The sequence below is a fragment of the Pseudomonas sp. Irchel 3E19 genome, assembly GCF_900187585.1.
Lineage (GTDB): Bacteria > Pseudomonadota > Gammaproteobacteria > Pseudomonadales > Pseudomonadaceae > Aquipseudomonas > Aquipseudomonas baetica.
The window spans coordinates 102,563-127,466 of the sequence record NZ_FYDT01000008.1 but is presented as its reverse complement, the minus strand read 5'-3'; the positions used below and the strand labels follow the sequence as shown (position 1 = coordinate 127,466).

The following is a 24,904-nucleotide window of genomic DNA, read 5'->3' as shown; positions in this document are numbered from 1 at the left end:
CGGTTTCACCTCCTGTGAGGTGATGCAAAAAAGCCCGGAGGTCATCAGATCTCCGGGCTTTTTCATGGCTCAGCGGTTCAAAACAAAAAGTAACGCTGGGCCATTGGCAGCACGTCTGCAGGTTCGCACCACAACAACACGCCGTCGGCCTTGACCTGATAGGTCTGTGGGTCGACGTCGATGTTCGGCAGGTAATCGTTGTGGATCAGGTCGGTTTTCTGCACGTCGCGGCAGCCTTTGACCACCGCGATTTTTTTCTTCAGGCCCAAGGCTTCGGGCAATCCGGCTTCCTGCGCGGCCTGACTGATGAAGGTCAGGCTGGTGGCGTGCAGCGAACCGCCGTAGCTGGCGAACATCGGGCGGTAGTGCACCGGTTGCGGTGTCGGGATCGATGCATTTGCATCACCCATCAGGCTCGCCGCAATGGCGCCGCCCTTGAGAATCAGCGTCGGTTTGACGCCAAAAAACGCCGGACGCCAGAGCACCAGATCCGCCCATTTGCCCACCTCGATCGAACCGACTTCATGGCTGATGCCATGGGTGATCGCCGGGTTGATCGTGTACTTGGCGATGTAGCGTTTGGCGCGGAAGTTGTCGTTGCCTGCGCCGTCCTGTGGCAGTGGGCCGCGCTGTTTTTTCATTTTGTCGGCGGTCTGCCAGGTGCGTGTGATGACTTCGCCGACGCGGCCCATGGCCTGGCTGTCGGAGCTGATCATCGAGAACGCGCCGAGGTCGTGGAGGATGTCTTCGGCGGCAATCGTCTCGCGGCGGATGCGGCTCTCGGCGAAAGCCACGTCCTCGGCAATGCTCGGGTCGAGGTGGTGGCAGACCATCAGCATGTCGAGGTGTTCGTCGATGGTGTTGCGCGTGAACGGCCGGGTCGGGTTGGTCGAACTCGGCAGCACGTTGGCGAAGCCGCAGGCCTTGATGATGTCCGGCGCGTGGCCGCCGCCGGCACCTTCGGTGTGATAGGTGTGGATGGTGCGGCCCTTGAATGCGCCGAGGGTGGTTTCGACGAAACCGGATTCGTTGAGGGTGTCGGTGTGGATCGCCACCTGCACGTCGTATTGATCGGCAACATTCAGGCAGTTGTCGATGCTCGCCGGGGTGGTGCCCCAGTCTTCGTGCAGCTTGAGGCCGATGGCGCCGGCCTTGACCTGTTCGATCAACGGCTCCGGCAGACTGGCGTTGCCCTTGCCGGTCAGGCCGATGTTCATCGGGAAGGCATCGGCGGCCTGAAGCATGCGTGCCAGGTGCCAAGGGCCCGAGGTGCAAGTGGTCGCATTGGTGCCGGTGGCCGGGCCCGTGCCGCCGCCGATCATGGTGGTGACGCCGCTCATCAGCGCTTCTTCGATCTGCTGCGGGCAGATGAAGTGGATGTGCGTGTCGATGCCGCCAGCGGTGAGGATCATGCCTTCGCCGGCGATCACTTCGGTGCTGGCGCCGATGGCGATGTTCACGTTCGGCTGCACGTCCGGGTTGCCGGCCTTGCCGATCGCGGCGATGCGTCCGTCCTTGAGGCCGACGTCGGCTTTGACGATGCCCCAGTGATCGATGATCAGCGCGTTGGTGATCAGGGTGTCGACCACTTCGGCGGCGAGCAACTGGCTTTGGCCCTGACCGTCGCGGATGACCTTGCCACCGCCGAATTTCACTTCTTCGCCGTAGGTGGTGAAGTCTTTCTCGACCTCGATCCACAGCTCGGTATCGGCCAGGCGCACCTTGTCGCCGACGGTGGGGCCGAACATGTCGGCGTAGGCTTGTCTGGAGATTTTCATGGGCATGCCTTGAGATTCAATTGGTTTTGAGACTGTTCGCTGCGCTCACAGATTCGCGAGCAAGCCCGCTCCCACATTCGGTCGCGTTCCTTCAGTTGAAATGCGATCAACTGTGGGAGCGGGCTTGCTCGCGAAGGGGCCGCAGCGGACTCCACATCCGTTAAAGATCACCCATGACCCGCCCCGCAAAGCCGAACACCCGCCGATGCCCGGCGTAATCGACCAGTTCCACCTCGCGGCTCTGCCCCGGCTCGAAGCGCACTGCCGTGCCGGCCGGTATGTTCAGGCGCATGCCACGGCTGGCCGCGCGGTCAAACGTCAGCGCATCGTTGGTTTCGAAAAAGTGATAATGCGAACCCACCTGGATCGGCCGGTCGCCGCTGTTGGCGACTTTCAGGCTGACCGTGCGGCGGCCGACGTTGAGTTCGATGTCGCCGGGCTGGATCTGGTATTCACCGGGAATCATCAGTGGGCTCCTTGCAGGATCTTGTAGTAGAGGGCGGTCGGGCGATATGTGCCGTTCGGGTCGCAGGCATAGTCGGGGATTTCGCCGGCGCGGGTGTAACCCAAAGCCTTGTAGAAATCCTCGGCGGGCGAGCCGGCCTCGGTGTCGAGGAAAAGCATGCCGCGCTTGTGCTTGGGCGCTTCCAGTTCCAGCGCTTGCATCAATTGCTGGCCGAGCCCGCGCCGACGGGCGTGTTCGCGTACCAGCAGTTTCTGCACTTCGGCGCGATTGAGACCGTTGGCCTTCTGGCACAGACCCAACTGCACGCTGGCCAGCACCTGCTCGTCCTTGACCACCACCCAGAGCAATACGCTGCCCTTGTTGACGTTGTCCTGGACATCATCGAAATAGGCGCGGGCCTGGGCGGCATCGAGGTTGGCCATGAAGCCGACACTGGCGCCATACCCCACCGCATCGAGTAGCAGATCAATCAGACCCTGACGATAGTGCGCAAAACTTTCAGCGTTGACGCGGCGCAGTTGGGCGGCGTTCATCGGTGTCACTCCTTGTTGGCGTCAGGCGGCTCCGCGCCAGGATTGAGGGTCAGTTGCATGAAGGTCAGGTCGAGCCAGCGGCCGAACTTGGTGCCCACTTGCGGCATCTGCCCGGTGATGCTGAAACCGGCACGCTCATGCAGACGAATAGAGGCGGCGTTACCGCTTTCGATGGCGGCCACCATCACATGCTTGCCGGCGGTTTTTGCCCGGGCGATCAACGCCGTCATCAGTTGCGGGCCGAGACCGTTGCCGCGTTGGTCGCTGCGCACGTAAACCGAATGCTCGACGGTGTGGCGGAAACCGTCGAAGGGCCGCCAGTCACCGAACGAAGCGTAGCCGAGCACGCTGTTGTCGGCGTCGACGATCACCAGAATCGGATAGGCCTGGGCCTGACGCGCGCTGAACCACGCCTGACGGTTACCCAGATCGACCGCCGACTCGTTCCAGATCGCCGTGGTGTTGAGCACCGCGTCGTTGTAGATGTCGCGAATCGCCGGCAGGTCGGCGTGGACGGCATCGCGAATGCTGTAAGTCATGGCGCGGCCTCAGACGATCGGTTGGTGGACGGTGACCAGTTTGGTGCCATCGGGGAACGTCGCTTCGACCTGGATCTCCGGGATCATTTCCGGGATGCCTTCCATCACTTGCTCGCGCGTCAGCAGAGTCGTGCCGAAGTGCATCAGCTCGGCCACGGTCTGGCCGTCACGCGCACCTTCGAGTAGCGCGGCGGAGATGTAGGCCATGGCTTCCGGGTAGTTGAGCTTCACACCGCGTGCCAGTCGGCGCTCGGCGACGAGGCCGGCGGTGAAGATCAGCAGCTTGTCTTTTTCGCGTGGGGTCAGGTCCATTGTGGGGTTCCATCAGGGCAGATTGAAAAATGTGCACAAATCCCCTGTGGGAGCGGGCTTGCTCGCGAAAGCGGTAGGTCAGCCAGCATCTGTGTGAATGACACGCCGCCTTCGCGAGCAAGCCCGCTCCCACAGTTGGATTGCATTTCAGGTGTTCCAGATTCGGGGGGGCTGGGCTTCGCGGTCTAGCAGCACCGGGCGTAGCAAACGCCAAAGATCAATAAGCCAGGCGCGAGCGAGCAATGCCTCACTGGCCAGACAACGAGCCACCAACAACCCCGGCAACTGCGTCAGATCTCCACGCACTTCATGGCTCAGCGAACGACAACGCTCAAGCAGTTCAGCATCAATTTCGCCTGTGACCAACAGCGTCGCAAACACCGGTTGCCCGTCCAGCCCGATCGGCGATTCAAGCAAACCGTCACCACCGACAATGCGCTGGCGTTCATGCCAGAGCAACCGACCATCGCGACGAATATCCAGGTGCGATTGAAAGTGCCCGAGATCGAAACGCTCGCCACTGGCCGGTCGACCCAGCGCCACCACGTCCCAGTAGAACAGTCGGGCGTCGCCCTCCAGATCAATCGACGTGGTGAGCTCTGCCTGGGCGGCGCTGTAAACGATGGTCTCTTGCGGCAACCATTCCAGCGTCGCCCCGCAAGCCACCTGCAAGTCGAGCTTCTGGTAAGCGGGCCCCGCCGCGCGATACCACTTGGCTGCGCCGGGGCTGGTGATCTGTGCCCAGGCATCCTGGTCTGCACGCACGCTGATATCGAGCCGGTCACCGCCGGCAATGCCGCCCGGTGGATGGACGATGATGTGCTGACAGACCTCAGGGCCCTCGGCGTACAGATGCTTTTGCACCCGCAGCGGGCCGAGGTGTCGGCGCATGACCGGGCGCGTGCAGTCGCCGAAACGGGCGTAGGCCAGTTCCAGCTCGGCGTGCCAGCTCGGGGTAAACAGGGCAGGTGAGACAGTCGAGTTCATATTGTCTAATTATCGTTAGGAAGCTACAGGTTAGATGGTTACCAGCCCACGCACACCCTCGGCCTCCATATTTTCTCCACGGCCCTGCTGGACGATCTCGCCCCGGGACATCACCAGGTATTGATCGGCCAGTTCGGCGGCGAAATCGTAGAACTGCTCGACCAGCAGAATCGCCATGTCGCCGCGAGCCGCCAGCTTCTTGATCACCGCGCCGATCTCCTTGATCACCGACGGCTGGATGCCTTCAGTGGGTTCGTCGAGGATCAGCAAACGCGGACGGCTGGCCAGTGCGCGACCAATGGCGAGTTGTTGTTGCTGGCCTCCGGACAAGTCACCGCCGCGCCGCTGCTTCATTTGCAACAGCACCGGGAACAGCTCGTAGATGAACGCCGGGACTTCCTTGGCCTCGGAGCCGGGAAAACGCGACAGGCCCATCAGCAGGTTTTCTTCCACCGTCAGCCGCCCGAAAATCTCCCGGCCCTGTGGCACGTACGCGATGCCGGCGTGTACCCGTTGGTGCGGCTTGAACGTGGTGATCGGCTTGCCCTCCCAATTTACCGCACCTTCCTTGGCCGGCAACAGACCCATCAGGCATTTGAGCAGGGTGGTCTTGCCCACGCCGTTACGGCCCAGCAGGCAGGTGACTTCGCCGACCTTCACGTCAAACGTAAGGCCGCGCAGGATGTGGCTACCGCCGTAATACTGGTGCAGCTTGTCGACTTGCAGCATTCTCAAATTCTCCTCAAGTCCCCTGTGGGAGCGGGCTTGCTCGCGAATGCGGTGGATCAGTCGCCATCAACGTTGAATGACACACCGCATTCGCGAGCAAGCCCGCTCCCACATTGGAAAGGTGTTTGCAGTTTCAGCGGCCGAGGTAAACCTCGATCACCCGCTCGTTTTCCTGCACCTGCTCAAGCGAGCCTTCGGCCAGCACGCTGCCTTGGTGCAACACGGTCACATGGTCGGCAATCGAGCCGACAAAGCCCATGTCGTGTTCCACCACCATCAGCGAATGCTTGCCGGCCAGACTCTTGAACAACTCGGCAGTGAACTCGGTTTCGGCGTCGGTCATGCCCGCCACCGGCTCGTCGAGCAGTAGCAGTTGCGGGTCTTGCATCAGCAACATGCCGATTTCCAGAAACTGTTTCTGGCCGTGGGACAACAGGCCCGCCGGACGGTTGACCGAAGTGGTCAGGCGAATGGTCTCCAGCACTTCGCTGATGCGATCCTTCTGCTCGCCGCTCAGGCGCGCACGCAAACTGGCCCACACCGACTTGTCGGTCTTCTGCGCCAGTTCGAGGTTTTCAAACACGCTCAGCGCTTCAAACACCGTCGGCTTCTGGAACTTGCGACCGATGCCGGCCTGGGCGATCTGCACTTCGCTCATCTGCGTCAGGTCGAGGGTTTCGCCGAACCACGCCTTGCCATGGCTGGGGCGGGTCTTGCCGGTGATCACGTCCATCAGCGTGGTCTTGCCGGCGCCATTGGGGCCGATGATGCAGCGCAGCTCGCCGACGCCGATGTACAGGTTGAGATTGTTCAGCGCGCGGAAGCCGTCGAAGCTGACGCTGATGTCTTCCAGGGTCAGGATCGTGCCGTGGCGGGTATCGAGCCCCGGGCCGACGCGTTGGCCGAGGCCGATGGAATCGCGGCTGGTGCCGGCGTCCTTGTTCGGCTCGACGGGGAAAAAGGCTGGCTCCAGCATGAATTCAGCGCTCGCCGTGACTCTCATGATTCACCTCGTTTCTTCAGCAGACCGATCACGCCTTTGGGCAGGTACAGGGTCACGACGATGAACAGCGCGCCGAGGAAAAACAGCCAGTATTCCGGGAACGCCACGGTGAACCAGCTCTTCATGCCGTTGACCACACCGGCGCCGAGCAACGGGCCGATCAAGGTGCCGCGACCGCCGAGGGCGACCCAGACCGCCGCTTCAATCGAGTTGGTCGGCGACATTTCGCTCGGATTGATGATCCCGACTTGCGGCACATACAACGCCCCGGCCAGACCGCACAACACCGCACTCAACACCCAGACGAACAGCTTGAAACCACGCGGATCATAGCCGCAGAACATCAGACGGTTTTCCGCATCGCGCAATGCTGTCAGTACTCGACCGAACTTGCTCTGCGCCAGGCGCCAGCCAATGAACAGACTCGCCACCAGCAGCAACACCGTGGCCAGAAACAGCACCGCGCGAGTGCCGGGCTCAGTGATGCCGAAACCCAGAATCGTGCGGAAATTGGTGAAGCCGTTGTTGCCGCCGAACCCGGTCTCGTTGCGGAAAAACAGGAGCATGCCAGCGAAGGTCAAGGCCTGGGTCATGATCGAGAAATACACGCCCTTGATCCGCGAACGGAAGGCGAAGAAACCGAACACCAGCGCCAGCAAACCCGGCGCCAGCACCACCAGGCACATGGCCCAGACAAAACTGCTGGTGCCGGTCCAGTACCACGGCAATTCGCTCCACGACAGGAAGGTCATGAACGCCGGCAAGCCATCACCGGCGGCCTGACGCATCAGGTACATGCCCATCGCATAACCGCCGAGGGCGAAGAACAAGCCGTGGCCGAGGGACAACAGACCGGCGTAACCCCAGACCAGATCCAGCGCCAGGGCGACAATGGCGTAGCAAAGAATCTTGCCGACCAACGTCAGGGTGTACGCGGAGACGTGCAGCGCGCTGTCCGGTGACAACAGCGACAGCAGCGGCAATGCGATCAGCAAGGCGAGGATGACTACGCCAACTGCAATCGTGACTTTGGGGCCGGCCTTTTGCGTGGCCGTGACTAATAGAGGCTGGTTCATCAGTCGATCACCCGTCCTTTCAGTGCGAAGAGGCCTTGCGGACGTTTCTGGATAAACAGAATGATCAGCGCGAGGATCAGGATCTTGCCGAGCACCGCACCGATCTGCGGTTCAAGAATCTTGTTGGCGATACCGAGGCCGAACGCCGCGAGCACGCTGCCGGCCAACTGGCCAACACCGCCAAGCACCACGACCAGGAACGAATCGATGATGTAGCTCTGGCCGAGATCCGGGCCGACATTGCCGATCTGGCTCAGCGCTACACCGCCGAGGCCGGCGATGCCCGAACCGAGGCCGAAGGCGAGCATGTCGACGCGCCCGGTCGGCACACCGCAGCAGGCGGCCATGTTGCGGTTCTGGGTAACTGCGCGAACGTTGAGGCCCAACCGGGTCTTGTTCAGCAGCAGCCAGGTGAGGACAACCACAAACAGCGCGAAGGCGATGATGACGATGCGGTTGTACGGCAGCACCAGATTCGGCAGCACTTGAATGCCGCCGGACAGCCACGCCGGGTTTGCCACTTCGACGTTCTGTGCGCCGAACAGCAGGCGCACCAGTTGAATCAGCATCAGGCTGATGCCCCACGTCGCGAGGAGGGTTTCCAGTGGTCGGCCGTAGAGGTGACGAATCACCGTGCGCTCCAGCGCCATGCCGATGGCGGCGGTGACGAAAAATGCGACCGGCAATGCGATCAGTGGATAGAACTCAATGGCCTGCGGTGCATAACGCTGGAACATCAACTGCACCACATACGTCGAGTAGGCGCCGAGCATCAGCATCTCGCCGTGGGCCATGTTGATCACCCCGAGCAAGCCGAAGGTGATCGCCAGACCGAGTGCAGCCAGCAGCAGAATCGAGCCGAGGGACATGCCGCTGAACGCCTGACCGAGCATTTCGCCGATCAGCAGTTTGCGTTTGACCTGAGCGAGGCTGGTTTCGGCGGCGGTACGCACATTGGCATCCGCTTCGACGCCGGGTTCGAGCAAGCCTTCTAGGCGCGTGCGCGCCAGTGGATCACCGGTTTCGCCAAGCAGGCGCACGGCCGCCAGACGCACCGCCGGATCGGTATCGACCAATTGCAGATTGGCCAACGCCAGGCTCAGGGCGGCGTGGACGCTTTCATCTTTTTCACCCGCCAGTTGCTGGTCGAGGAATTTCAGCTGCGCGGGTTTCGCGCTTTTCTGCAATTGCTGCGCGGCGCTCAGACGGATTTTGGCGTCGGCGGCGAGCAATTGGTGGCTGGCCATGGCGGTGTCGATCAGACCCCGCAGGCGGTTGTTCAGGCGCAGGGTTTTGGCTTGGCCGTCGATGGTCAGTTCGCCTTTTTGCAGGGCGTTGATCAGTTCGATACGGGCCGGATCGGGCTGCGCGGCCCAGGTTTCGAGCAGTTTGGCCTGCTGCACGGGATTGGCCGCGACGAAGTCTTCGGCGTCGCCGGCAAAGGCAGCCATCGGCAACAGCAGTGCGATGGCGAGGATGAAGCGGTAAAGGGTAGTCGGCATAAAGAATCGCCTTGCGCGGACTAATGGTGGGAGCGGGCTTGCTCGCGAAAGCGGTTGGTCAGTCGACTGACATGTTGAATGTGAGTCCGCTTTCGCGAGCAAGCCCGCTCCCACAGGGGGATTGTGTCGGCCTCACGCCAAGCGCAAGGCTGACACCCAATGGCTCAGTTGCTCTTCACCGCGTAATCCGGCTTCTTGTCGTTGCCCTGAATGAACGGGCTCCACGGCTGGGCGCGGATCGGCCCTTCGGTCTGCCACACCACGTTGAACTGACCGTCCGCCTGGATCTCGCCGATCATCACCGGTTTGTGCAGGTGGTGGTTGGTCTTGTCCATGGTCAGGGTGTAGCCCGACGGTGCAGCAAAGGTCTGGCCGGCCAGCGCTTCGCGAACCTTGTCGACGTCGGTGGACTTGGCTTTTTCAACCGCTTGCGCCCACATGTGGATGCCGACGTAAGTGGCTTCCATCGGGTCGTTGGTCACCGCTTTGTCAGCGCCGGGCAGGTTGTGTTTCTTCGCGTAGGCTTTCCAGTCAGCGACGAATTTCTGGTTCTGCGGGTTCTCCACCGACTCGAAGTAGTTCCACGCCGCGAGGTTGCCCACCAGCGGTTTGGTGTCGATGCCGCGCAGTTCTTCTTCGCCGACCGAGAACGCCACCACCGGTACGTCAGTCGCCTTCAAGCCTTGGTTGGCCAGTTCTTTATAGAACGGCACGTTGGAGTCGCCGTTGACCGTGGAGATAACGGCAGTCTTGCCACCGGCGGAGAATTTTTTGATGTTGGCGACGATGGTTTGATAGTCGCTGTGCCCGAACGGGGTGTAGACCTCTTCGATGTCTTTGTCGGCCACACCTTTGGAGTGCAGGAAGGAGCGCAGGATCTTGTTGGTGGTGCGCGGGTAGACGTAGTCGGTGCCGAGCAGGAAGTAGCGCTTGGCGCTGCCGCCTTCTTCGCTCATCAGGTATTCAACCGCCGGGATCGCCTGCTGGTTCGGCGCGGCGCCAGTGTAGAAGACGTTCGGTGACATCTCTTCGCCTTCGTATTGCACCGGGTAGAACAGCAGGCCATTGAGTTCTTCGAACACCGGCAGCACCGATTTACGCGATACCGACGTCCAGCAGCCGAACACCACGGCAACCTTGTCCTGGGTCAGCAACTGCCGACCCTTTTCCGCGAACAGCGGCCAGTTCGAGGCCGGATCGACCACCACCGGTTCCAGCATCTTGCCGTTCACGCCGCCCTTGGCGTTGATCTCGTCGATGGTCATCAGCGCCATGTCTTTGAGCGACGTTTCGGAGATCGCCATGGTGCCGGACAACGAATGCAGAATCCCGACCTTGATGGTCTCGGCGGCCTGGACGGTCCAGGTCATGCCCATCGCGGCAATGGATGCCGTGAGTGTGAAAGCCTTGATCAAACTGCGACGCTTCATTGTGCGATCTCCATGAACGTTAAAGTTTTTTATGGTTGGCAGATGCGGACGACTGAAGGGTGTTTTGCAAGGGCTGTGCCCGGTCGGGGATGGGCAGGAAAATGTCGGTTTAGAGCGCTTGCGCGTGGGTTGGGTGCACCATGAAGGAACGCTCGTGGAGCGTTGGTGCAGGCGGCCGCGCCAGATTGGGGCGCGATCTGGTGGTAAACAAAAATCAAATGTGGGAGCGGGCTTGCTCGCGAAGGCGTCGTGTCAGTCACCTTATCCATTGACTGCCACACCGCTTTCGCGAGCAAGCCCGCTCCCACAGTTTTGAAAGGTGGAGCGTCAGCGACGGCGCATCAGACCGATGAAGAACAGCCCGCCGATTGCGGCCGTGGCGACGCCGATGGGCAGGTCTTCGGGAGCGATCATTGTGCGGGCGGCGACGTCGACCCAGATCAGAAACACACTGCCAAGCAGCACGCACACCGGTAGCAATCGCCGGTGTTCGGCACCGACCAGGCGCCGCGCAATGTGCGGCACCATCAGTCCGACAAAACCGATCGAGCCACTGATCGACACCAGCACCCCGGTCATCAGCGAGGCAATGACAAACACCCGCAAACGTACCGACCGCGCGTTCAGGCCGAGGGTGACGGCGGTCTGTTCGCCGGCCATCAACGCGTTCAACGGGCGGGCCATGCCCAGCAGCAAGATCAACCCGAGCAACACACTGGCCGCTGGCACTGCAAGCAACTCCCAGCGCGCCAGACCGAGGCCGCCGAGCATCCAGAACATCACGGCCGAGCTGGCGCGGTGGTCGCCCATGAACAGCAGCAGATTGGCGATCGCCATCATCACGAACGACACCGCCACACCGCAGAGCAACAAGCGGTCGCTGTCGAGCCGGCCATGGCGACTGGCAATCGCCAACACCACCAGCATGCTTAGCAAGGCGCCGATAAACGCCGCAATCGGCAAGGTCAGCAGGCCGATGATTTCACCGACATGCAGCACCACGATCACCGCGCCCAGCGTTGCCCCGGAGGTGACGCCAAGCAGGTGCGGATCGGCCAACGGATTGCGCGTCACCGCTTGCAGCACCGCGCCGATCAGTGCGAGGCCAGCACCGACCAGCGCACCGAGCAACATGCGCGGCACGCGGATCAGCCAGACGATGTGTTCCTGCCCGGCGCTCCAGCTCACTTCGCCGAAACCGAACGCCTTGTGCAGCAGGATCCGCCACACCACATCCACCGGCACCCGCGCGGGCCCGAAGCCCAGCGAGACCACGCACGACAGCAACAACACGGCGCCGAGGGCGATCAGCAACAGGGCGTAGCGACGGTTGATCATTCGCCGTGGAAACCTTTGCTCAGTGTTTCAACGGCCAGCACGTTGTCGATCCCCGGTGTGGCCTGCACGTAGGGGATGACAATGAAGCGTTGGTTTTTGATTGCATCCACCGATTGCAGGGCTTTGTTCTTCAGCAGGAATTCAATCTTTTGATCGGCGGTGATTTCGCTGTAGTCGACGATCACGATCACCTGCGGATTGTGCTCGACCACGGTCTCCCAGTTGACCCGCGTCCAGCTCGCGTCGACGTCATCGAGAATGTTGCGCCCACCGGCCGCGTCGATCAGCGCTTGCGGCATGCCGAGGCGGCCGGAGGTCATGGCACGGTCTTCACCGCTGTCGTAGAGGAACACCCGCGGCTTTTCGGCCGGCAGGTTTTTGCGCACTTCGGCGACTTGCGCCTGCATCCGGGCAATCAGCGCATTGGCGCGATCCTGCACGTCGAAGATTTTGCCGAGGTTGCGCAGGTCGTTGTAGGTGTCTTCAAGCGAGGCGGCCGGGCGTTTCATCACGAAAGCGCAGGACTCGGTCAGCTCATACACGTTGATGCCCAGCGGTTGCAGGGTCTGCGGCGTGAGATCACCGCCCACGCGCATGCCGTAATCCCAGCCGGCGAAGAAGAAATCGACGTTGGCGTTGAGCAGGGTTTCCACGGACGGATACTTCGCGGCCAACTCCGGCAGGCCGTCGAGCAGCGACTGCATCTCAGGGGTGACCGACTTCCAGCCACTGACGCCGCTGTAACCGGCCATCCGCGATTTCAGGCCGAGGGCGAGCATCATCTGGGTCATGTTGATGTCGTGGCTGACCGCGTGTTTCGGCGCTTGCGTGAAGGTGACTTCACGGTTGCAGCTTTGCACCGTCAGCGGGTATTTCGTGGCCTCGGCCAGCGCTTGGGCACTGCACAACAAAAGAGCGACGCAAAGCAGGGAACGCACAGTCATGGTCGGGTTATCCAGGTGATTCGCGGGTAGCCGTGAAGGGGGTGGGAGTCGATCAAGGCGTCGACGCCGAAGACGTCGCGCAGCAGTTCAGTGGTGAGCACTTCTTGCGGTGTGCCGCTGGCGACGATGCGACCGTGATTGATCACGTACAGTCGGTCGCAGAACGCGGCGGCCAGATTCAAATCGTGGATGCTGGCGAGGGTGCCGATCTGCAAGCGTTTGACCAGTTGCAGCAGCTCCAGTTGATAACGCGGGTCGAGGTGGTTGGTCGGCTCGTCGAGGATCAGCAGTTGCGGTTGCTGGGTCAGGGCGCGGGCGAGGATTACGCGCTGTTTTTCGCCGCCCGACAGCGTGGCGAAGCCGTGGTCCTCGAAGCCTTCGAGGCCGACTGATTTGAGCGCCTGTGTTGCGAGGTTTTGATCCTCAAGGGTTTCGCCGTCGAACAGGCCTTTGTGCGGCGTGCGGCCCATGGCGACCACTTCTTCGACGGTCAGGCCGAAGGCGTCGGGGAATTCCTGCAAGACCACGGCGATGCGTTGTGCGCACCAGCGTGAGGATTGTTTCCAGACGTTGTGGTGACCGAGGTTGACCTCACCGTGTTCCGGCTGACTGAAACGGTAGGCGCAACGCAGCAGACTGGTCTTGCCGCTGCCGTTGGGGCCGATCAGACCAACGAACTCACCGGCGGCCACGTGCAACGAGGCGTCACGCAGCTGGAACTGGTGATGGCAGTGGCCGTGGCCCAGGGGTGTCCAGGCGAGGTTGGCGATTGTCAGTGAGGTCATCTTCTACTCTGAAACATCGGGTGCTGCTGATGACGCCTTCGCGAGCAAGCCCGCTCCCACAGTGGAACGCATTTCAATGTGGGAGCGGGCTTGCTCGCGAAGGGGCCGGTGAATCAAAAGGTGTAATCAGCAGTGACAAAAAACGACCTCGGCTCGCCGAGGATCCACTGCTGCCCGCCATTGTATTGGCTTTGCGCATACCGGCGGTCAAACAGATTGTTCACCTGCAAACCCAAGGTCGTGTTACGCAAGGCCTGCCACGACATTGTCGCATCCACCACGGTGTAACTCGGCAACTCGTTACGGTTGGCCATATCGGCGTAACGTGCATCGACATAGCGCACGCCCGCACCGGCCTTCAGGTCATCGGTAAGTGCTTTGTTCAGCCACAGATTCGCAGTGCGTCGTGGCACGTCCACCGGGCGATTGCCGTTGTACGACAGTGTCTGCCCGTTCACCACTTCGGAAAAATCGTCGTACTTCGCCTTCACAATCGCCGCGTTGGCCAGCAGTTGCCAGGCGTGCGGCAATTGCAGATCAAGGCTGGCTTCCAGACCGTTGGACGATTGCTGGCCGACCTGCTGCTTGAGCGTCGGGTTGCCCGGGTCATCGGTCAGCAGCTTCTTCTTGACGATGCGATAGGCCGCCAGCGTGAACTCGCCGCGCTGATCCCAGAACAATTGCTTCAGGCCGATTTCCGTCTGCCGGGCCGTCGACAGATCGTATTGCTGCTGGCTCGGGCTCAGTGAAACAAGCCCGCCGATGCCATCGGTGCTGGTCGCGACCTGGCCATAGAACGAAGTCTCGGGCGTCAGCGCAAACACCAGCCCGGCCTTCCAGTTGTTGCCGGTCAGGGTCTTGTCGCTTTGGCTATCGTCGATCAGATTGTTGCGATCCACGTGTACATAGTCGCGACGCACGCCGGTCACCAGCGACCAGCGCTCACTCAACTGCGTGCGGTTTTCGGCGAACACCGACATCTGTTTGGTGGTGCTGTCGAACTGGTCGCGGTATGGATTGCTGCTCTCGAAATAGCCCGGTTGCGGATGATGCAGGTCCAGCGGTTGGCCATTGGGCAAGACATCGTTGAACGGCGAGTTGCTGTCGAGCTGGAAGCGGATGCGGTTGTAGTCGACGCCGGTCACGGTCTGGCTGTCGAGGCCGAACAGCGAATGCTTGAAGGTGAACGTCTGACGATCGCCGACTTGCTCCTGCTGGTGGCCGATGCCGAAGTAACCGCTGCGGCTCAGTTGTTGGCTGCCCGCGTCGAAGTTGTAGTTCTCGGCGTTCTGCCAGCGGCGCTGGGCCTTGAGGTAGTAAAGCTCGTTGCTGGCGCTGACGGCATCATTGATCTGCCAGTCGCTGGTCAACCGCGTCCATTGATCGTTGTAGTGCTGTTTGTCGTCGCGCACGTTGTAGTTCTTGTTGCGCAGGCTGTCCTTGAAGTGGCCGTTGATCAGCGGGGTGCCGAAGTAGTTTTGCGGACGCTGGTCGCCGTAGTCGTGGGCGAGGGTGAAGGCCAGATCATCAGTGGCCTGCCAGCGCAGGGCGGCGCTGATGAAGTCGCTGGAGGCGTCGCCGCGATCAATCCAGCCGTTGCTGCGCAGGCGATTGAGATTGAGGCGATAGCTCAGGGTATCGCTCAGCGAACCACCGCTGTCGAAGGCCTGTTGCTGGCTGTCGTAGGAGCCATAGCCGAGGCGCACATGGTTTTCGATTTCGCCTGCGAACGGCTTTTTCGGGATCACGTTGACCACCGCGCCGGTCGCGCCTTCGCCGTACAGCACCGAAGCGGGGCCGCGCAGCACATCGACGCGGTCCACCGACCAGGTGTCGACCGGAAAGGTCACCGTGCCCATGCCGCTGTACATCCGATTGCCGTCATACAGCTGCATCACCGAACTCTGCCCGGTAAAACCCCGCGCCTGTAACGATGTGCCGCCATCGCCCGGCGTGCCGGTGCGGCTGATGCCGGTGCTGCGCGACACGGCGTCCTGCACGCTGCGATCACCCCGCTCGCGAACTTGCTCGCCGCTCAGGCTCTCGACACTGGCCGGGGTCTGCATGGCGCTGAGGTTCAGGCGCGAGCCGGCTGTGGTCGCAGTGGTGAGGCTGACGCTTTCGTCGTCAACTGCCGGCGCAGTGATGCTGCCAGTAGGCAGGGTCAGTACTGGGCTATCGGCATGCGCGCTGTTCATGGCGAACAGACAGAGGCTGGACAAGAGGTACTTGTTCATCGGGGTGGAGAATCACTTCTTCAAAAGAAAGCCCGCAGCTTTTGGCTGCGGGCAGAATGGCAAATTAGCGTTATACAGTAACACTAAGAATTACCGGATTATAAGCCCCGGCATTCTATAGAGCTGCCTAAAACGCGCATCTCACCTGATTCATGATGAAGGTGAGGCAGATTCAGCTTGCCGACCAAGCCGCGACAACAGCAGGCGATCAAACAACCACACCACCACCAGCGAAGCCCCCACCAACGGGAAAATCACCGCCAGCGCCAGCATGATCACCACCCCGGTTTTCCATTTCGGCAAGTCATGACGCAGCGGCGGCACGCCGAATTTGCCCTGTGGCCGGCGCTTCCACCAGATCACCACGCCACTGACGGCGCTGAGCAGGATCATCAGGCAGATCAGCAGCACGACAATCTGGTTGAAGGTGCCGAACATCTTGCCTTCGTGCAGCATCACGCCGATTTCCGTGGCGCGGGCCACTGTGCCGTACTGCTCGAAACGCACATCGGCGAGGACTTTTCCGGTGTACTGATCGACGTGCAGGGTCGCGTCGTTGCGCGGGTCGTCAGCGAATACGGCGATAGTGAATACACCGGTAGCGGTGGTCGGCAGGGTGATGCTGTAGCCGGGTTCGACCTGGCGTTGAGTGGCGATGTCCTGCACGGCTTGCAGGCTGATGGTTGGCGCGGCGGGGCCTGCATTTGCGCTGCCGTGGGCCATGTGTTCGGCGTGGTCGCCGGACATCGGCATCGGTGTGTTTTCCAGCGCCCATGGCACGGTTTGGCGGGTGGCACTGTTGAGGCTGCGCGCCTCGACGTCAGAGGTCGGCACGTTGTCCCACATGGCCGCCGGGAACACGTTCCACACCTGGGCGTATTGCTTGCCCCAGAAGCCGGTCCAGGTCATGCCACTGAGCAGCATCACCAGCAACAGGGTCGCGCCCCAGAACCCGGTGACCGCGTGCAGGTCACGCCACAACACGCGGCCGCGACTGTTCAGACGTGGCCACAGAATTCCCGCCGCCTGACCGCGCGGCCACCACAGGAACAGCCCCGACACCACCAGCACCACGCCCCAACCGGCGGCCATTTCGATGAGTCGGTCACCGACAGTGCCGATCATCAATTCGCCGTGAATGGCGCGGGCGATGGCTTGCAGATTCTGCTTGGCATCCTGCTCGCCGAGGATGTCGCCGTGGTATGGATCGACGAAGACGTTGAGTTCGTGGCCGGCATCTTTCACCACGAATTGCGCACTGCGCTCGGCGTTAAGCGGCGGCAGGTACTGCGTGACCTGACCTCGTGGGTAAGCGCTTTTCACCCGTTGCAGCAAGTCATCGGCCGGAACCGTGTGATGGCCGGCCGGAACTTTGAGCAGGCTGCTGTACATCAGAGAATCGAGCTGGGGTTTGAACAGGTAAATGATGCCGGTCAGGGCCAACATCACCATGAAGGGCGCGACGAATAAACCGGCATAGAAATGCCAGCGCCAGGCCAGATTGTAGAAATTCGGTTTGGGCTTTTGCATCACGTTTGCTCCGCTTGGCTTGGATCTTTTAGTTGTTTATTCAGGTTGCTACACCGCATTCCCTGTGGGAGCGAGCCTGCTCGCGAAGGGGACGTCACATCCAACATCGATGTCGTCTGGCACGACGCCTTCGCGAGCAGGCTCGCTCCCACATGGGTGGGTGTTAGAAACTCATGTCCACCTTGGTCCAGAGCGTGCGCCCCGGCTCATTGATGGCTTGCGGGTCATTGGCCGGGTAGCCGAAACCGGCGTTGCCCGCCAGGTTCAGGTGTTCGGCGTAAGCCTTGCCGAACAGGTTGTCGACGCCGCTGCTGACCTTCCAGTTCTTGTTGATCCGGTAGGCACCGTTGAGCGAGAACACGCCGAAGCCCGAACTCTTGTCGTAATCCTTGCCGACCACGTTGCCCTTGTTCTGATCGATACGGTTTTGCTTGGCCACCACCCTCCAGAGTGCGCCGGCGCTCCAGTTGTTTTCGCTGTAGGTCAGGCCGAAACGTGCATCGAGCGGCGGCATTTGTGGCAGGGCCGAGCCGTCGCTGCTGTTCTCGCCCCAGGCGTAAGCCAGGGTCGCATCGGCTTTCCAGTTATCGGTGAGGTTGTAAGCCGCACCGAGTTCACCGCCCATGATTCGCGCGTCGATGTTCTCGGCGCGCGAAGTGCTCATGCCCATCATCGTCGGGGTGTAATCGAACAGGATGTAGTCACGCACCACACCGATGTACCCAGAGGCCCAGGCCTCAAGATCGGCACTCTTGTAGTTCACGCCGAAATCCAGCTGGGTGGTCTTTTCCGGTTTGATCGAATCGAACGCATTAACCGAACCGGCAGGGCCGGACTTGGGCGAAAACAGCTCCCAGTAATCCGGGAAGCGCTGTGCGTGGCCGAGGCCTGCGTAGAGCGTGGTCGGGCTGTCGGCCAGGTCATGCTCGTAACGCACGAAACCGCTGGGCAATGTGTCGGCACGGGTGTTGTCGGCGGTCGGGTTTGGGCGAGCCATCATTCCCGAACCGCTGGTTTGCCGGTAGTCCTTGGCTGAAGCACGGTCGATTCGAGCGCCGGTGATCAGCCGGTCGCGGTCGGCGGCGTACCAGGTCATCTCGCTGAACACGCCGTAGTTGTGGAAATCGGCGTCCTTGTTACGCGGTACGTCCTTGTAGGTGTCGATGCCCATTGCGCTGCGCTGGCGGTGTTCATTGGTCTGCGCGTCGAGCCCGGTGATCAGTTGAATGTCAGCCCAGCGCCAGGTGGCCTTGATCCGCGCGCCGAGGGTGCGGCGGTCGACGTTGGACGCCATGGGACCTGCCATCATCCCGGTGCCGGACGGCGTGCGCAGGGTGTAGTTGTCCATCACGTGGTCGGCGTAGTTGTAGTAGACCTGCGCCTCCAGCGTCTCCAGTACGTCGGTGATGTTGGATTTCTCCATGCGCAGGCCGAGGCTCTCGCGCAGGAACTGTGAACCGTCCATGCCGCGCCCGGCGTAGCGAGCCTCGCCGTCGCCCTTGCCGGCAGTCAGCTCGATCAGGGTATCGGCGTCCGGGGTCCAACCGAGCGCCACGTCGCCGTTCCACTTGTCATAGCGCGAGGCGACGATGTCGTTGTTGCCGTCGCGATAATCGTCGGAATGCGCGGTGTTGCCGATTACCCGCACGTAACCCAGCGGCCCGCCGGCAGCGGCATCGATGACCTTGTCGAAGCGCCCGTGGGAGCCAGCCAGAATGCTCGCGTTCACCCGCGTGCCGAGCTCGCCAAAGCTCTCCGGCTCGCGGTCGAACAGAATCGTGCCGGCCGAGGCACCCGGGCCATACAGCACGGTTTGCGGGCCTTTGATCACGGTGAGTTTGTCGTAGGTTTCCGGCGAAATGTACGAGGTCGGCGCGTCCATGCGGCCGGGGCAGGCGCCGAGCATCATGCTGCCGTTGGTGAGGATATTGAGGCGCGAACCGAACATGCCGCGCAGCACCGGATCACCGTTGGTGCCGCCATTGCGCACCAGGGCGAAGCCCGGAATGGTTTTCAGATAATCGCCGCCATCACTGGCCGGCACCGGTTGGCGTGGGTCTTTGGGGTTGGTGACGATGGTCAGTGGCGAACTGGGCGCAATGGCGGTGATCACCGTCGGGCTCAGTTCATCCGCGTGTGCGGTGTGATCATCGGCCAGCACCAGCGGGGACAGCAGGACGCCGCAAAGGACGGCGATAGCGTGCCCGAAACGAATCCGCGATTCGTTCAAAGCGAAGTTCGCCTGAGCGCAGCTCAGACGTGGAACAGCAGAAAACCTGGACATGACAATTTCCATCAAACAGTCGTAAACGACACGGCCGGCAGCCTGAAGCTGTCTTCTCAACCGTGTGTAATCAGCGGTGGGTGATTAGGCTGCGACGGGCGGGGCGCGGGTGCGGGCGCCGGGGAAGAAGGTTTGCCGGGCATGGCCCATGCGTGGGGAGGGCGGGGTGATGGTATTGGCGTGGGCGATGCTGAATGTGGCGAATGAACCACCGCCGGTCAGCGCCGGGCAATTGAACAGCAGGCTGCAATAACCGCACTTTTCCCACATGGCATGGTGCGAGGATTGCGGCGGGCAGTGTTCGGCGGAAGGCTTGGCGTCGTGCCCCGAGTGCTCCATGCCGGGCATGTCCATCGACATGTCCATGCTCATCGGCATGGAGGTCGAGGCGTGTTGATCCATCGGCATCGACTGAGAAATCAGTGGGCCGATAAAGATCATCAACATGGCGAACAGGGCGATCCAGCTGCCGCGAGTCAGGTGTTCAGCCTGACGGCGTTGCAAGGATGGCCTGGCGCGCGACGGGCGCATGGGCGTCGTCAACCGCAGTGGTTATTGAGCGTGCGCGTGGGCCTGCGTGGTTTGCGGTGGCTTCTTCTGCACGGCGACTTCGACCGTCACGTCACCGGCCTTCTCGAAGTGCATCGTCAGCGGGAAGCGTTTGCCGTCGCTGAGCAGGCTGCGGTCTTTGAGCTCCAGCAGCATCACGTGATAGGCCATCGGTGCGAAGGTCACTTGGCCGCCGGCGGGCACCGACACGTTCGGCACCTGTTGCATCTTCATCAGATCGCCCTGCATGACGTGCTCGTGCAGCTCGGCTTTGCCCGAGATCGGTGAGTCGACGCTGAGCAAGCGGTCGTCGGTCTTGCCGGGATTGTTGATCACGAAGTAAGCGGCGACAGTCGGCGCATTGGGCGGCAGTTCCTGCGACCACGGGTGAGCGATTTCCAGCTCGCCAGCCTTGTATTCGTGGGCATGGGCGAAGCACGCCGGCAGCAACAGCGCAGCGATGACGATGAATTTGTTCAACATGGCAGTTCTCCAGAACGATTTGAAAACGCAGGTCAAATGCGGGAACAAATCAAACCAGAGGGGAAGCGCGGGGATTGAGACTCGGCCATTGCTGGCGCGGTGTTGGTGTTTGCAGAGAGGCGGGCGCCACGCTGCGATTGCTTTCGAAGCGGGCGAAATACAGCTGCGGCGAATGCCCCGGCAACGCCACCAGCGGCGCTGACCCCGAGCAACACCAGCAATGCTGCATGTTGGAATGGTTGTCGTCGGACGGGGCTTGCTGATCCGTGGTGCCGATATTGATCGCCACCATCTTCGTCCCGCTGCCGGTGCAGAAACTGCTCCAGAGCAATTGCTCGGCCGGTGAATTGGCCGCCTGCGCCATCGCTCCCGTCATCGGCATGGCGAGCATGTTGAACAGCACTGCAAAGCAGGCGATCCAGGCAATGGCTAGCCGGTGTCGGTTCATGGGACAGATCCGTTGGGTGGGCGATCAGGCGCGGCTATTTAGCCTGATCAGGGCCGATAAGTAAAAAAGCGTCGTGCGGTTTGGTGTCGCAGAGTGCTCACTGAGCGACAGCGTGCAATCTCAAACCCAAGGCTTTCATGACTTTCATGATAGTTGCGAATTCGGGATTGCCAGTGCTGCTCAGCGCTTTATAAAGACTTTCCCGGCCCAAGCCAGCATCGCGTGCCACTTGGGTCATGCCCTGAGCTCTGGCAATATCATTGAGTGCTGCCCGTATCAGCACTCCATCACCCGCATCTTCGTCAAAACACGCGTCGAGGTATGCGGCCATTTCTTCGGGTGTTTTAAGAAATTCTGCAGCGTCGAAACGGCTGAATTTTTCGGTCATGACTTACTCCTCATTTCCGATGCTTTGCGCCATCTGTATGGCGCGTTTGATATCTCGTTTTTGTGTCGACTTGTCGCCCCCGATCAGTAGCAAATAAACCACCTCGCCTCGGCGTGTGAAGTACATCCTGTAACCAGGGCCGACATGTACACGCATTTCATAAACGGTGTCGCCTACGAACTCGCAATCACCAAAGTTTCCGTGCTCCGCCGCTCGCAGTCTGGCGATGATTCGAGCTTTGCCGATGGTGTCTTTCAAACAGTCGAGCCAATCGGCGAATGTGCGGGATCGTTCAAAGTCGATCATGTCTGGATCGTATTCCTTGGGATACAGCATGGCAAGCGACAAACTCCCGTTAGGACATTGATGGGAGTTTGCTGACGTGTCGGCTATTTGGATAAAAGGAATCGAAATATTGGGGGGGAAGCTGTAGCAGAGTACAGTCGGCCGCGTCTTAAAAAATTGCCGGCCAATTCGCGAGTAAATTCGAAATCAGGATTTATCTGACACGGATAGAGCTGCGAGGACTTCAGACGTCGACCCAAACTCCCGATCAACCCCCGGCAACCCCGGCCGCTTCAACACAATCACCGGCACTCCACGCTCACGCGCCACTTCCAGCTTCGGCTCGGTCGCGGTGCTGCCGCTGTTTTTGCTGATCAGCACATCGATCTGCCGCCGCTCGAACAACGCACGTTCATCCTCCAGCAGAAACGGCCCGCGCGCGCCGATCACTTCGCAGCGTGCGTTGCCGGGGTAAACGTCGAGGGCGCGCAGGGTCCAGAACTGGTCTGCTGGGATTTCATCGAGGTGTTGCAGTGGTTCGCGGCCGAGGGTGAACAGCGGTCGGCGAAACGGTTTGAGGGCTGTCATCAACTCAGCCCAGTCGCTGACTTCGCGCCAGTCATCACCGGGCTGCGGTTGCCACGCCGGGCGGCGCAGGGCCCAGCAGGGGATTGCGGCCAACTGCGCGGCGGTGGCGGCGTTGTGGCTGATCTGTGCGGCATAGGGATGCGTGGCGTCGAACAGTAGATCGATGCCTTCGTCGCGAATGAACTGCGCCAGACCTTCGGCGCCGCCGTAGCCGCCGACGCGTACCTGGCAGGTCAAGTCAGTCGGCACACGGCCCACACCGGCCAGGCTGTAAATGTGCGAAGGCCCGAATGTCCGCGCGATGGCCAGCGCTTCAGTCACACCGCCCAGCAGCAAAATCCGTTTCATGCAAAACCTCCGGCATGCCCGACAATCGCGCCCTGACGATCAATCGCAAACACTTCGACCTGGACCTGCGCCGGCACCACGCTGCGGGCGAAATTCAGCGCATGGCGACACACTTCATCACCCAGCGCGATGCCGACCGCACTGGCCATGGCCAAGGCCTGCTGACTGGTGTTGGCCTCGCGAATACTCTGCTGCAAAACCTCATCGGCACCAATCGCCGCTGCCCATTGCGCCAGTTGCGGCAGGTCGATGCTCGAATGCCGTGAATGCAGATCCATGTGCCCGGCCGCCAGTTTGCTGATCTTGCCGAAGCCGCCGCACAGGCTGAGTTTATCCACAGGCACTTTGCGCAGATGCTTGAGCACCGCACCGACGAAATCGCCCATTTCGATCAGGGCGATTTCCGGCAGGTTGTAGACCCGGCGCATGGTGTCTTCGCTGGCGTTGCCGGTGCAGGCGGCGATGTGCAGGTAGCCGTTGGTTTTGGCGACGTCGATGCCTTGATGGATCGACGCGATGTATGCCGCGCAGGAAAATGGCCGGACGATGCCGCTGGTGCCAAGGATCGACAAGCCGCCGAGAATGCCCAGACGCGGATTCATGGTTTTCAGCGCCAGTGCCTCACCCCCTTCGACATTGACCGTGACGTCGAAGCCGCCGGCGTAACCAGTCTCGGCCGCAAGCAGGTTCAGGTGATCGCTGATCATCTTGCGTGGCACCGGGTTGATCGCCGGCTCACCGACAGCCAGCACCAGTCCCGGACGGGTCACGGTGCCGACGCCCAAGCCGGCATTGAAACGAACGCCCGGCTCGGCCATCAAGCGCACCCGCGAATAGAGCAGGGCGCCGTGGGTCACGTCCGGGTCGTCGCCGGCGTCTTTGATCGTCCCGGCCTCGGCACCGTCGTCGGTCAACCGGCAGAACTCCAGACGCATCTGCACCTGCTTGCCTTTGGGCAAGACAATCTGCACCGCATCGGCGCCAATGCCACCGAGTAACAGGCGGGCAGCAGCGAGGCTGGTGGCCGTGGCGCAGCTGCCGGTGGTCAGGCCACTGCGCAGGGGCGCGGGTTGTTCGGCGGTTTCGTCACGCATCGAGGGGTTTGACCAGATCGAGCAGGGTAATTGGCAGCGCCTGACGCCAGGTATCGAACTCGCCAAGCGGTTGCGCCTGGGCGACATGGATGCGCGTCAGCTCGCCGCCATGGCGTTCGCGCCAGTTCATCAGGCTGATCTCACTTTGCAGTGTCACCGCGTTGGCGACCAGCCGGCCACCGGGTTTGAGTTGTTCCCAGCAAGTCTCGAAGACACCTTCACGGGTCACGCCGCCGCCGATGAAGATCGCGTCCGGGCGTTCCAGCCCTGCGAGCGCCTGCGGTGCGCGGCCACGGATCAATTGCAGGCCGGGCACGCCCAAAGCATCGCGATTGTGTTCGATCAATTGCTGGCGGCCGTCATCGGCTTCGATGGCCAGCGCCCGGCAACTGGGGTGCGCGCGCATCCATTCAATGCCGATCGAGCCGCTGCCGGCGCCGACGTCCCACAGCAATTCACCGGGCGTCGGGGCGAGGCGGGCGAGGGTGATGGCGCGCACGTCGCGTTTGGTCAGTTGGCCGTCATGCTCGAATGCCGAATCGGGGAGGCCGGCGAGGCGCGAAAGGCGTGGAGCATGGGCGTCGGCCAGGCATTCGACGGCGATCACGTTGAGGTCGGCAATCGGCGATTCGTTCCAGGCATTGGCCGTGGCGTCGATACGCCGTTCGGCAGCGCCGCCCAAATGCTCCAGAACGCTGATGCGACTCGGGCCGAAACCGCGCTCACGGAGCAATTGCGCGACCGCCCCCGGACTCTGTCCGTCATTGCTCAGCAACAACAGGCGCACGCCGCTGAACAGTTGGGCATTGAGGGCTGCCAGCGGTCGGGCCACCAGCGACAGTGTCACCACTTCCTGTAATGGCCAGCCGAGACGGGCGGCAGCCAACGAGCAGGACGACGGCGCAGGCAGGATCAGCATCTCGTCGCTTGGCACCTGACGCGCGAGGCTGGCGCCGACGCCGTAGAACATCGGGTCACCACTGGCCAGCACACAAACTGATTCGCCACGTCGGTCCAGTACCGGTGCCAGCGAGAAAGGACTTGGCCATAACTGGCGCACGCCACGGATGCACACCGGCAACAGGTCCAGCTGGCGCTGTCCGCCGACGATCCGCGAAGCATTCATCAGGGCACGCCGGGCGTTTTTACCAAGACCGTTAAAGCCGTCTTCAGCGATACCTACAACCGTGAGCCAAGGGGTCATGCCGTTCCTCAATCGCGTACTTGCCGTTAATGGGCGACATGATA

General features: G+C 61.5%; 25 protein-coding genes. All 25 read right to left on the bottom strand.

Annotated elements, in window-relative coordinates; translation table 11 throughout:
- Positions 1–77: 77 nt before the first annotated feature.
- Entirely contained in the window at positions 78–1,778 is a 1,701-nt protein-coding gene (ureC, locus tag CKW18_RS07660; protein ID WP_095188284.1) for an urease subunit alpha, read from the bottom strand.
- 160 nt (positions 1,779–1,938) lie between these two features.
- On the bottom strand, positions 1,939–2,244 hold the full coding sequence (locus tag CKW18_RS07655) for an urease subunit beta (RefSeq protein ID WP_007915947.1): 306 nt from the start codon (positions 2,242–2,244) through the stop codon (positions 1,939–1,941).
- Positions 2,244–2,777 carry a GNAT family N-acetyltransferase gene (locus tag CKW18_RS07650; RefSeq protein ID WP_095188283.1) on the bottom strand — a complete coding sequence of 178 codons (534 nt, stop codon included), beginning with the start codon at positions 2,775–2,777 and terminating at the stop codon, positions 2,244–2,246. The genes CKW18_RS07655 and CKW18_RS07650 overlap by 1 nt, the downstream gene beginning before the upstream one ends.
- Positions 2,778–2,782: 5 nt before the next feature.
- Positions 2,783–3,316: a GNAT family N-acetyltransferase gene (locus CKW18_RS07645; protein WP_095188282.1), complete on the bottom strand. Its 534-nt coding sequence runs from the start codon at positions 3,314–3,316 to the stop codon at positions 2,783–2,785.
- Between the two features lie 9 nt (positions 3,317–3,325).
- A complete protein-coding gene (gene ureA / locus CKW18_RS07640) occupies positions 3,326–3,628 on the bottom strand; it encodes an urease subunit gamma (protein WP_095188281.1) in 303 nt (100 codons plus the stop codon).
- 147 nt (positions 3,629–3,775) lie between these two features.
- Complete coding sequence (locus CKW18_RS07635) at positions 3,776–4,615, bottom strand: urease accessory protein UreD (protein ID WP_095188280.1); 840 nt, start codon at positions 4,613–4,615, stop codon at positions 3,776–3,778.
- Between the two features lie 30 nt (positions 4,616–4,645).
- Positions 4,646–5,344 (bottom strand): urea ABC transporter ATP-binding subunit UrtE, encoded by a 699-nt coding sequence (urtE, locus tag CKW18_RS07630; protein WP_008031204.1) that lies wholly within the window; start codon positions 5,342–5,344, stop codon positions 4,646–4,648.
- A 133-nt stretch (positions 5,345–5,477) separates the two neighbouring features.
- Positions 5,478–6,347 carry an urea ABC transporter ATP-binding protein UrtD gene (gene urtD / locus CKW18_RS07625; protein WP_008078129.1) on the bottom strand — a complete coding sequence of 290 codons (870 nt, stop codon included), beginning with the start codon at positions 6,345–6,347 and terminating at the stop codon, positions 5,478–5,480.
- A complete protein-coding gene (urtC, locus tag CKW18_RS07620; protein WP_095188279.1) occupies positions 6,344–7,423 on the bottom strand; it encodes an urea ABC transporter permease subunit UrtC in 1,080 nt (359 codons plus the stop codon). The genes urtD and urtC overlap by 4 nt, the downstream gene beginning before the upstream one ends.
- The gene (urtB, locus tag CKW18_RS07615) at positions 7,423–8,925 is read right to left on the bottom strand and encodes an urea ABC transporter permease subunit UrtB (RefSeq protein WP_095188278.1); all 1,503 of its coding nucleotides are present in this window, start codon (positions 8,923–8,925) and stop codon (positions 7,423–7,425) included. The genes urtC and urtB overlap by 1 nt, the downstream gene beginning before the upstream one ends.
- A gap of 164 nt (positions 8,926–9,089) precedes the next feature.
- On the bottom strand, positions 9,090–10,355 hold the full coding sequence (urtA, locus tag CKW18_RS07610) for an urea ABC transporter substrate-binding protein (RefSeq protein WP_095188277.1): 1,266 nt from the start codon (positions 10,353–10,355) through the stop codon (positions 9,090–9,092).
- Between the two features lie 327 nt (positions 10,356–10,682).
- A complete protein-coding gene (locus CKW18_RS07605; protein ID WP_095188276.1) occupies positions 10,683–11,693 on the bottom strand; it encodes an iron ABC transporter permease in 1,011 nt (336 codons plus the stop codon).
- Positions 11,690–12,637 (bottom strand): ABC transporter substrate-binding protein, encoded by a 948-nt coding sequence (locus CKW18_RS07600; protein WP_095188275.1) that lies wholly within the window; start codon positions 12,635–12,637, stop codon positions 11,690–11,692. The genes CKW18_RS07605 and CKW18_RS07600 overlap by 4 nt, the downstream gene beginning before the upstream one ends.
- Positions 12,634–13,422, bottom strand: coding sequence for an ABC transporter ATP-binding protein (locus CKW18_RS07595; protein ID WP_095188274.1), 789 nt, complete (start codon positions 13,420–13,422; stop codon positions 12,634–12,636). The genes CKW18_RS07600 and CKW18_RS07595 overlap by 4 nt, the downstream gene beginning before the upstream one ends.
- 113 nt (positions 13,423–13,535) lie before the next feature.
- On the bottom strand, positions 13,536–15,659 hold the full coding sequence (locus CKW18_RS07590; protein WP_095188273.1) for a TonB-dependent siderophore receptor: 2,124 nt from the start codon (positions 15,657–15,659) through the stop codon (positions 13,536–13,538).
- A 150-nt stretch (positions 15,660–15,809) separates the two neighbouring features.
- Positions 15,810–17,189, bottom strand: a complete 1,380-nt coding sequence (locus CKW18_RS07585) for a PepSY domain-containing protein (protein WP_095188272.1) — start codon at positions 17,187–17,189, stop codon at positions 15,810–15,812.
- 163 nt (positions 17,190–17,352) lie between these two features.
- On the bottom strand, positions 17,353–19,473 hold the full coding sequence (locus CKW18_RS07580; RefSeq protein WP_095188271.1) for a TonB-dependent copper receptor: 2,121 nt from the start codon (positions 19,471–19,473) through the stop codon (positions 17,353–17,355).
- 84 nt (positions 19,474–19,557) lie between these two features.
- Positions 19,558–20,004, bottom strand: a complete 447-nt coding sequence (locus tag CKW18_RS07575; protein WP_095188270.1) for a DUF2946 domain-containing protein — start codon at positions 20,002–20,004, stop codon at positions 19,558–19,560.
- 21 nt (positions 20,005–20,025) lie between these two features.
- A complete protein-coding gene (locus tag CKW18_RS07570; RefSeq protein ID WP_095188269.1) occupies positions 20,026–20,505 on the bottom strand; it encodes a copper chaperone PCu(A)C in 480 nt (159 codons plus the stop codon).
- Between the two features lie 49 nt (positions 20,506–20,554).
- Complete coding sequence (locus CKW18_RS07565; RefSeq protein ID WP_095188268.1) at positions 20,555–20,953, bottom strand: DUF2946 domain-containing protein; 399 nt, start codon at positions 20,951–20,953, stop codon at positions 20,555–20,557.
- A 97-nt stretch (positions 20,954–21,050) separates the two neighbouring features.
- The gene (locus CKW18_RS07560) at positions 21,051–21,341 is read right to left on the bottom strand and encodes an addiction module antidote protein (protein WP_095188267.1); all 291 of its coding nucleotides are present in this window, start codon (positions 21,339–21,341) and stop codon (positions 21,051–21,053) included.
- Positions 21,342–21,344: 3 nt separating this feature from the next.
- Positions 21,345–21,647, bottom strand: coding sequence for a type II toxin-antitoxin system RelE/ParE family toxin (locus tag CKW18_RS07555; RefSeq protein ID WP_095188266.1), 303 nt, complete (start codon positions 21,645–21,647; stop codon positions 21,345–21,347).
- A gap of 186 nt (positions 21,648–21,833) precedes the next feature.
- Positions 21,834–22,562, bottom strand: coding sequence for a cobalt-precorrin-6A reductase (locus tag CKW18_RS07550; protein ID WP_095188265.1), 729 nt, complete (start codon positions 22,560–22,562; stop codon positions 21,834–21,836).
- Positions 22,559–23,656, bottom strand: a complete 1,098-nt coding sequence (locus CKW18_RS07545; protein WP_095188264.1) for a cobalt-precorrin-5B (C(1))-methyltransferase — start codon at positions 23,654–23,656, stop codon at positions 22,559–22,561. Before CKW18_RS07545 ends, CKW18_RS07550 begins: the two co-directional genes overlap by 4 nt.
- Entirely contained in the window at positions 23,649–24,860 is a 1,212-nt protein-coding gene (gene cbiE / locus CKW18_RS07540; protein ID WP_095188263.1) for a precorrin-6y C5,15-methyltransferase (decarboxylating) subunit CbiE, read from the bottom strand. The genes CKW18_RS07545 and cbiE overlap by 8 nt, the downstream gene beginning before the upstream one ends.
- Between the last annotated feature and the right edge of the window lie 44 nt (positions 24,861–24,904).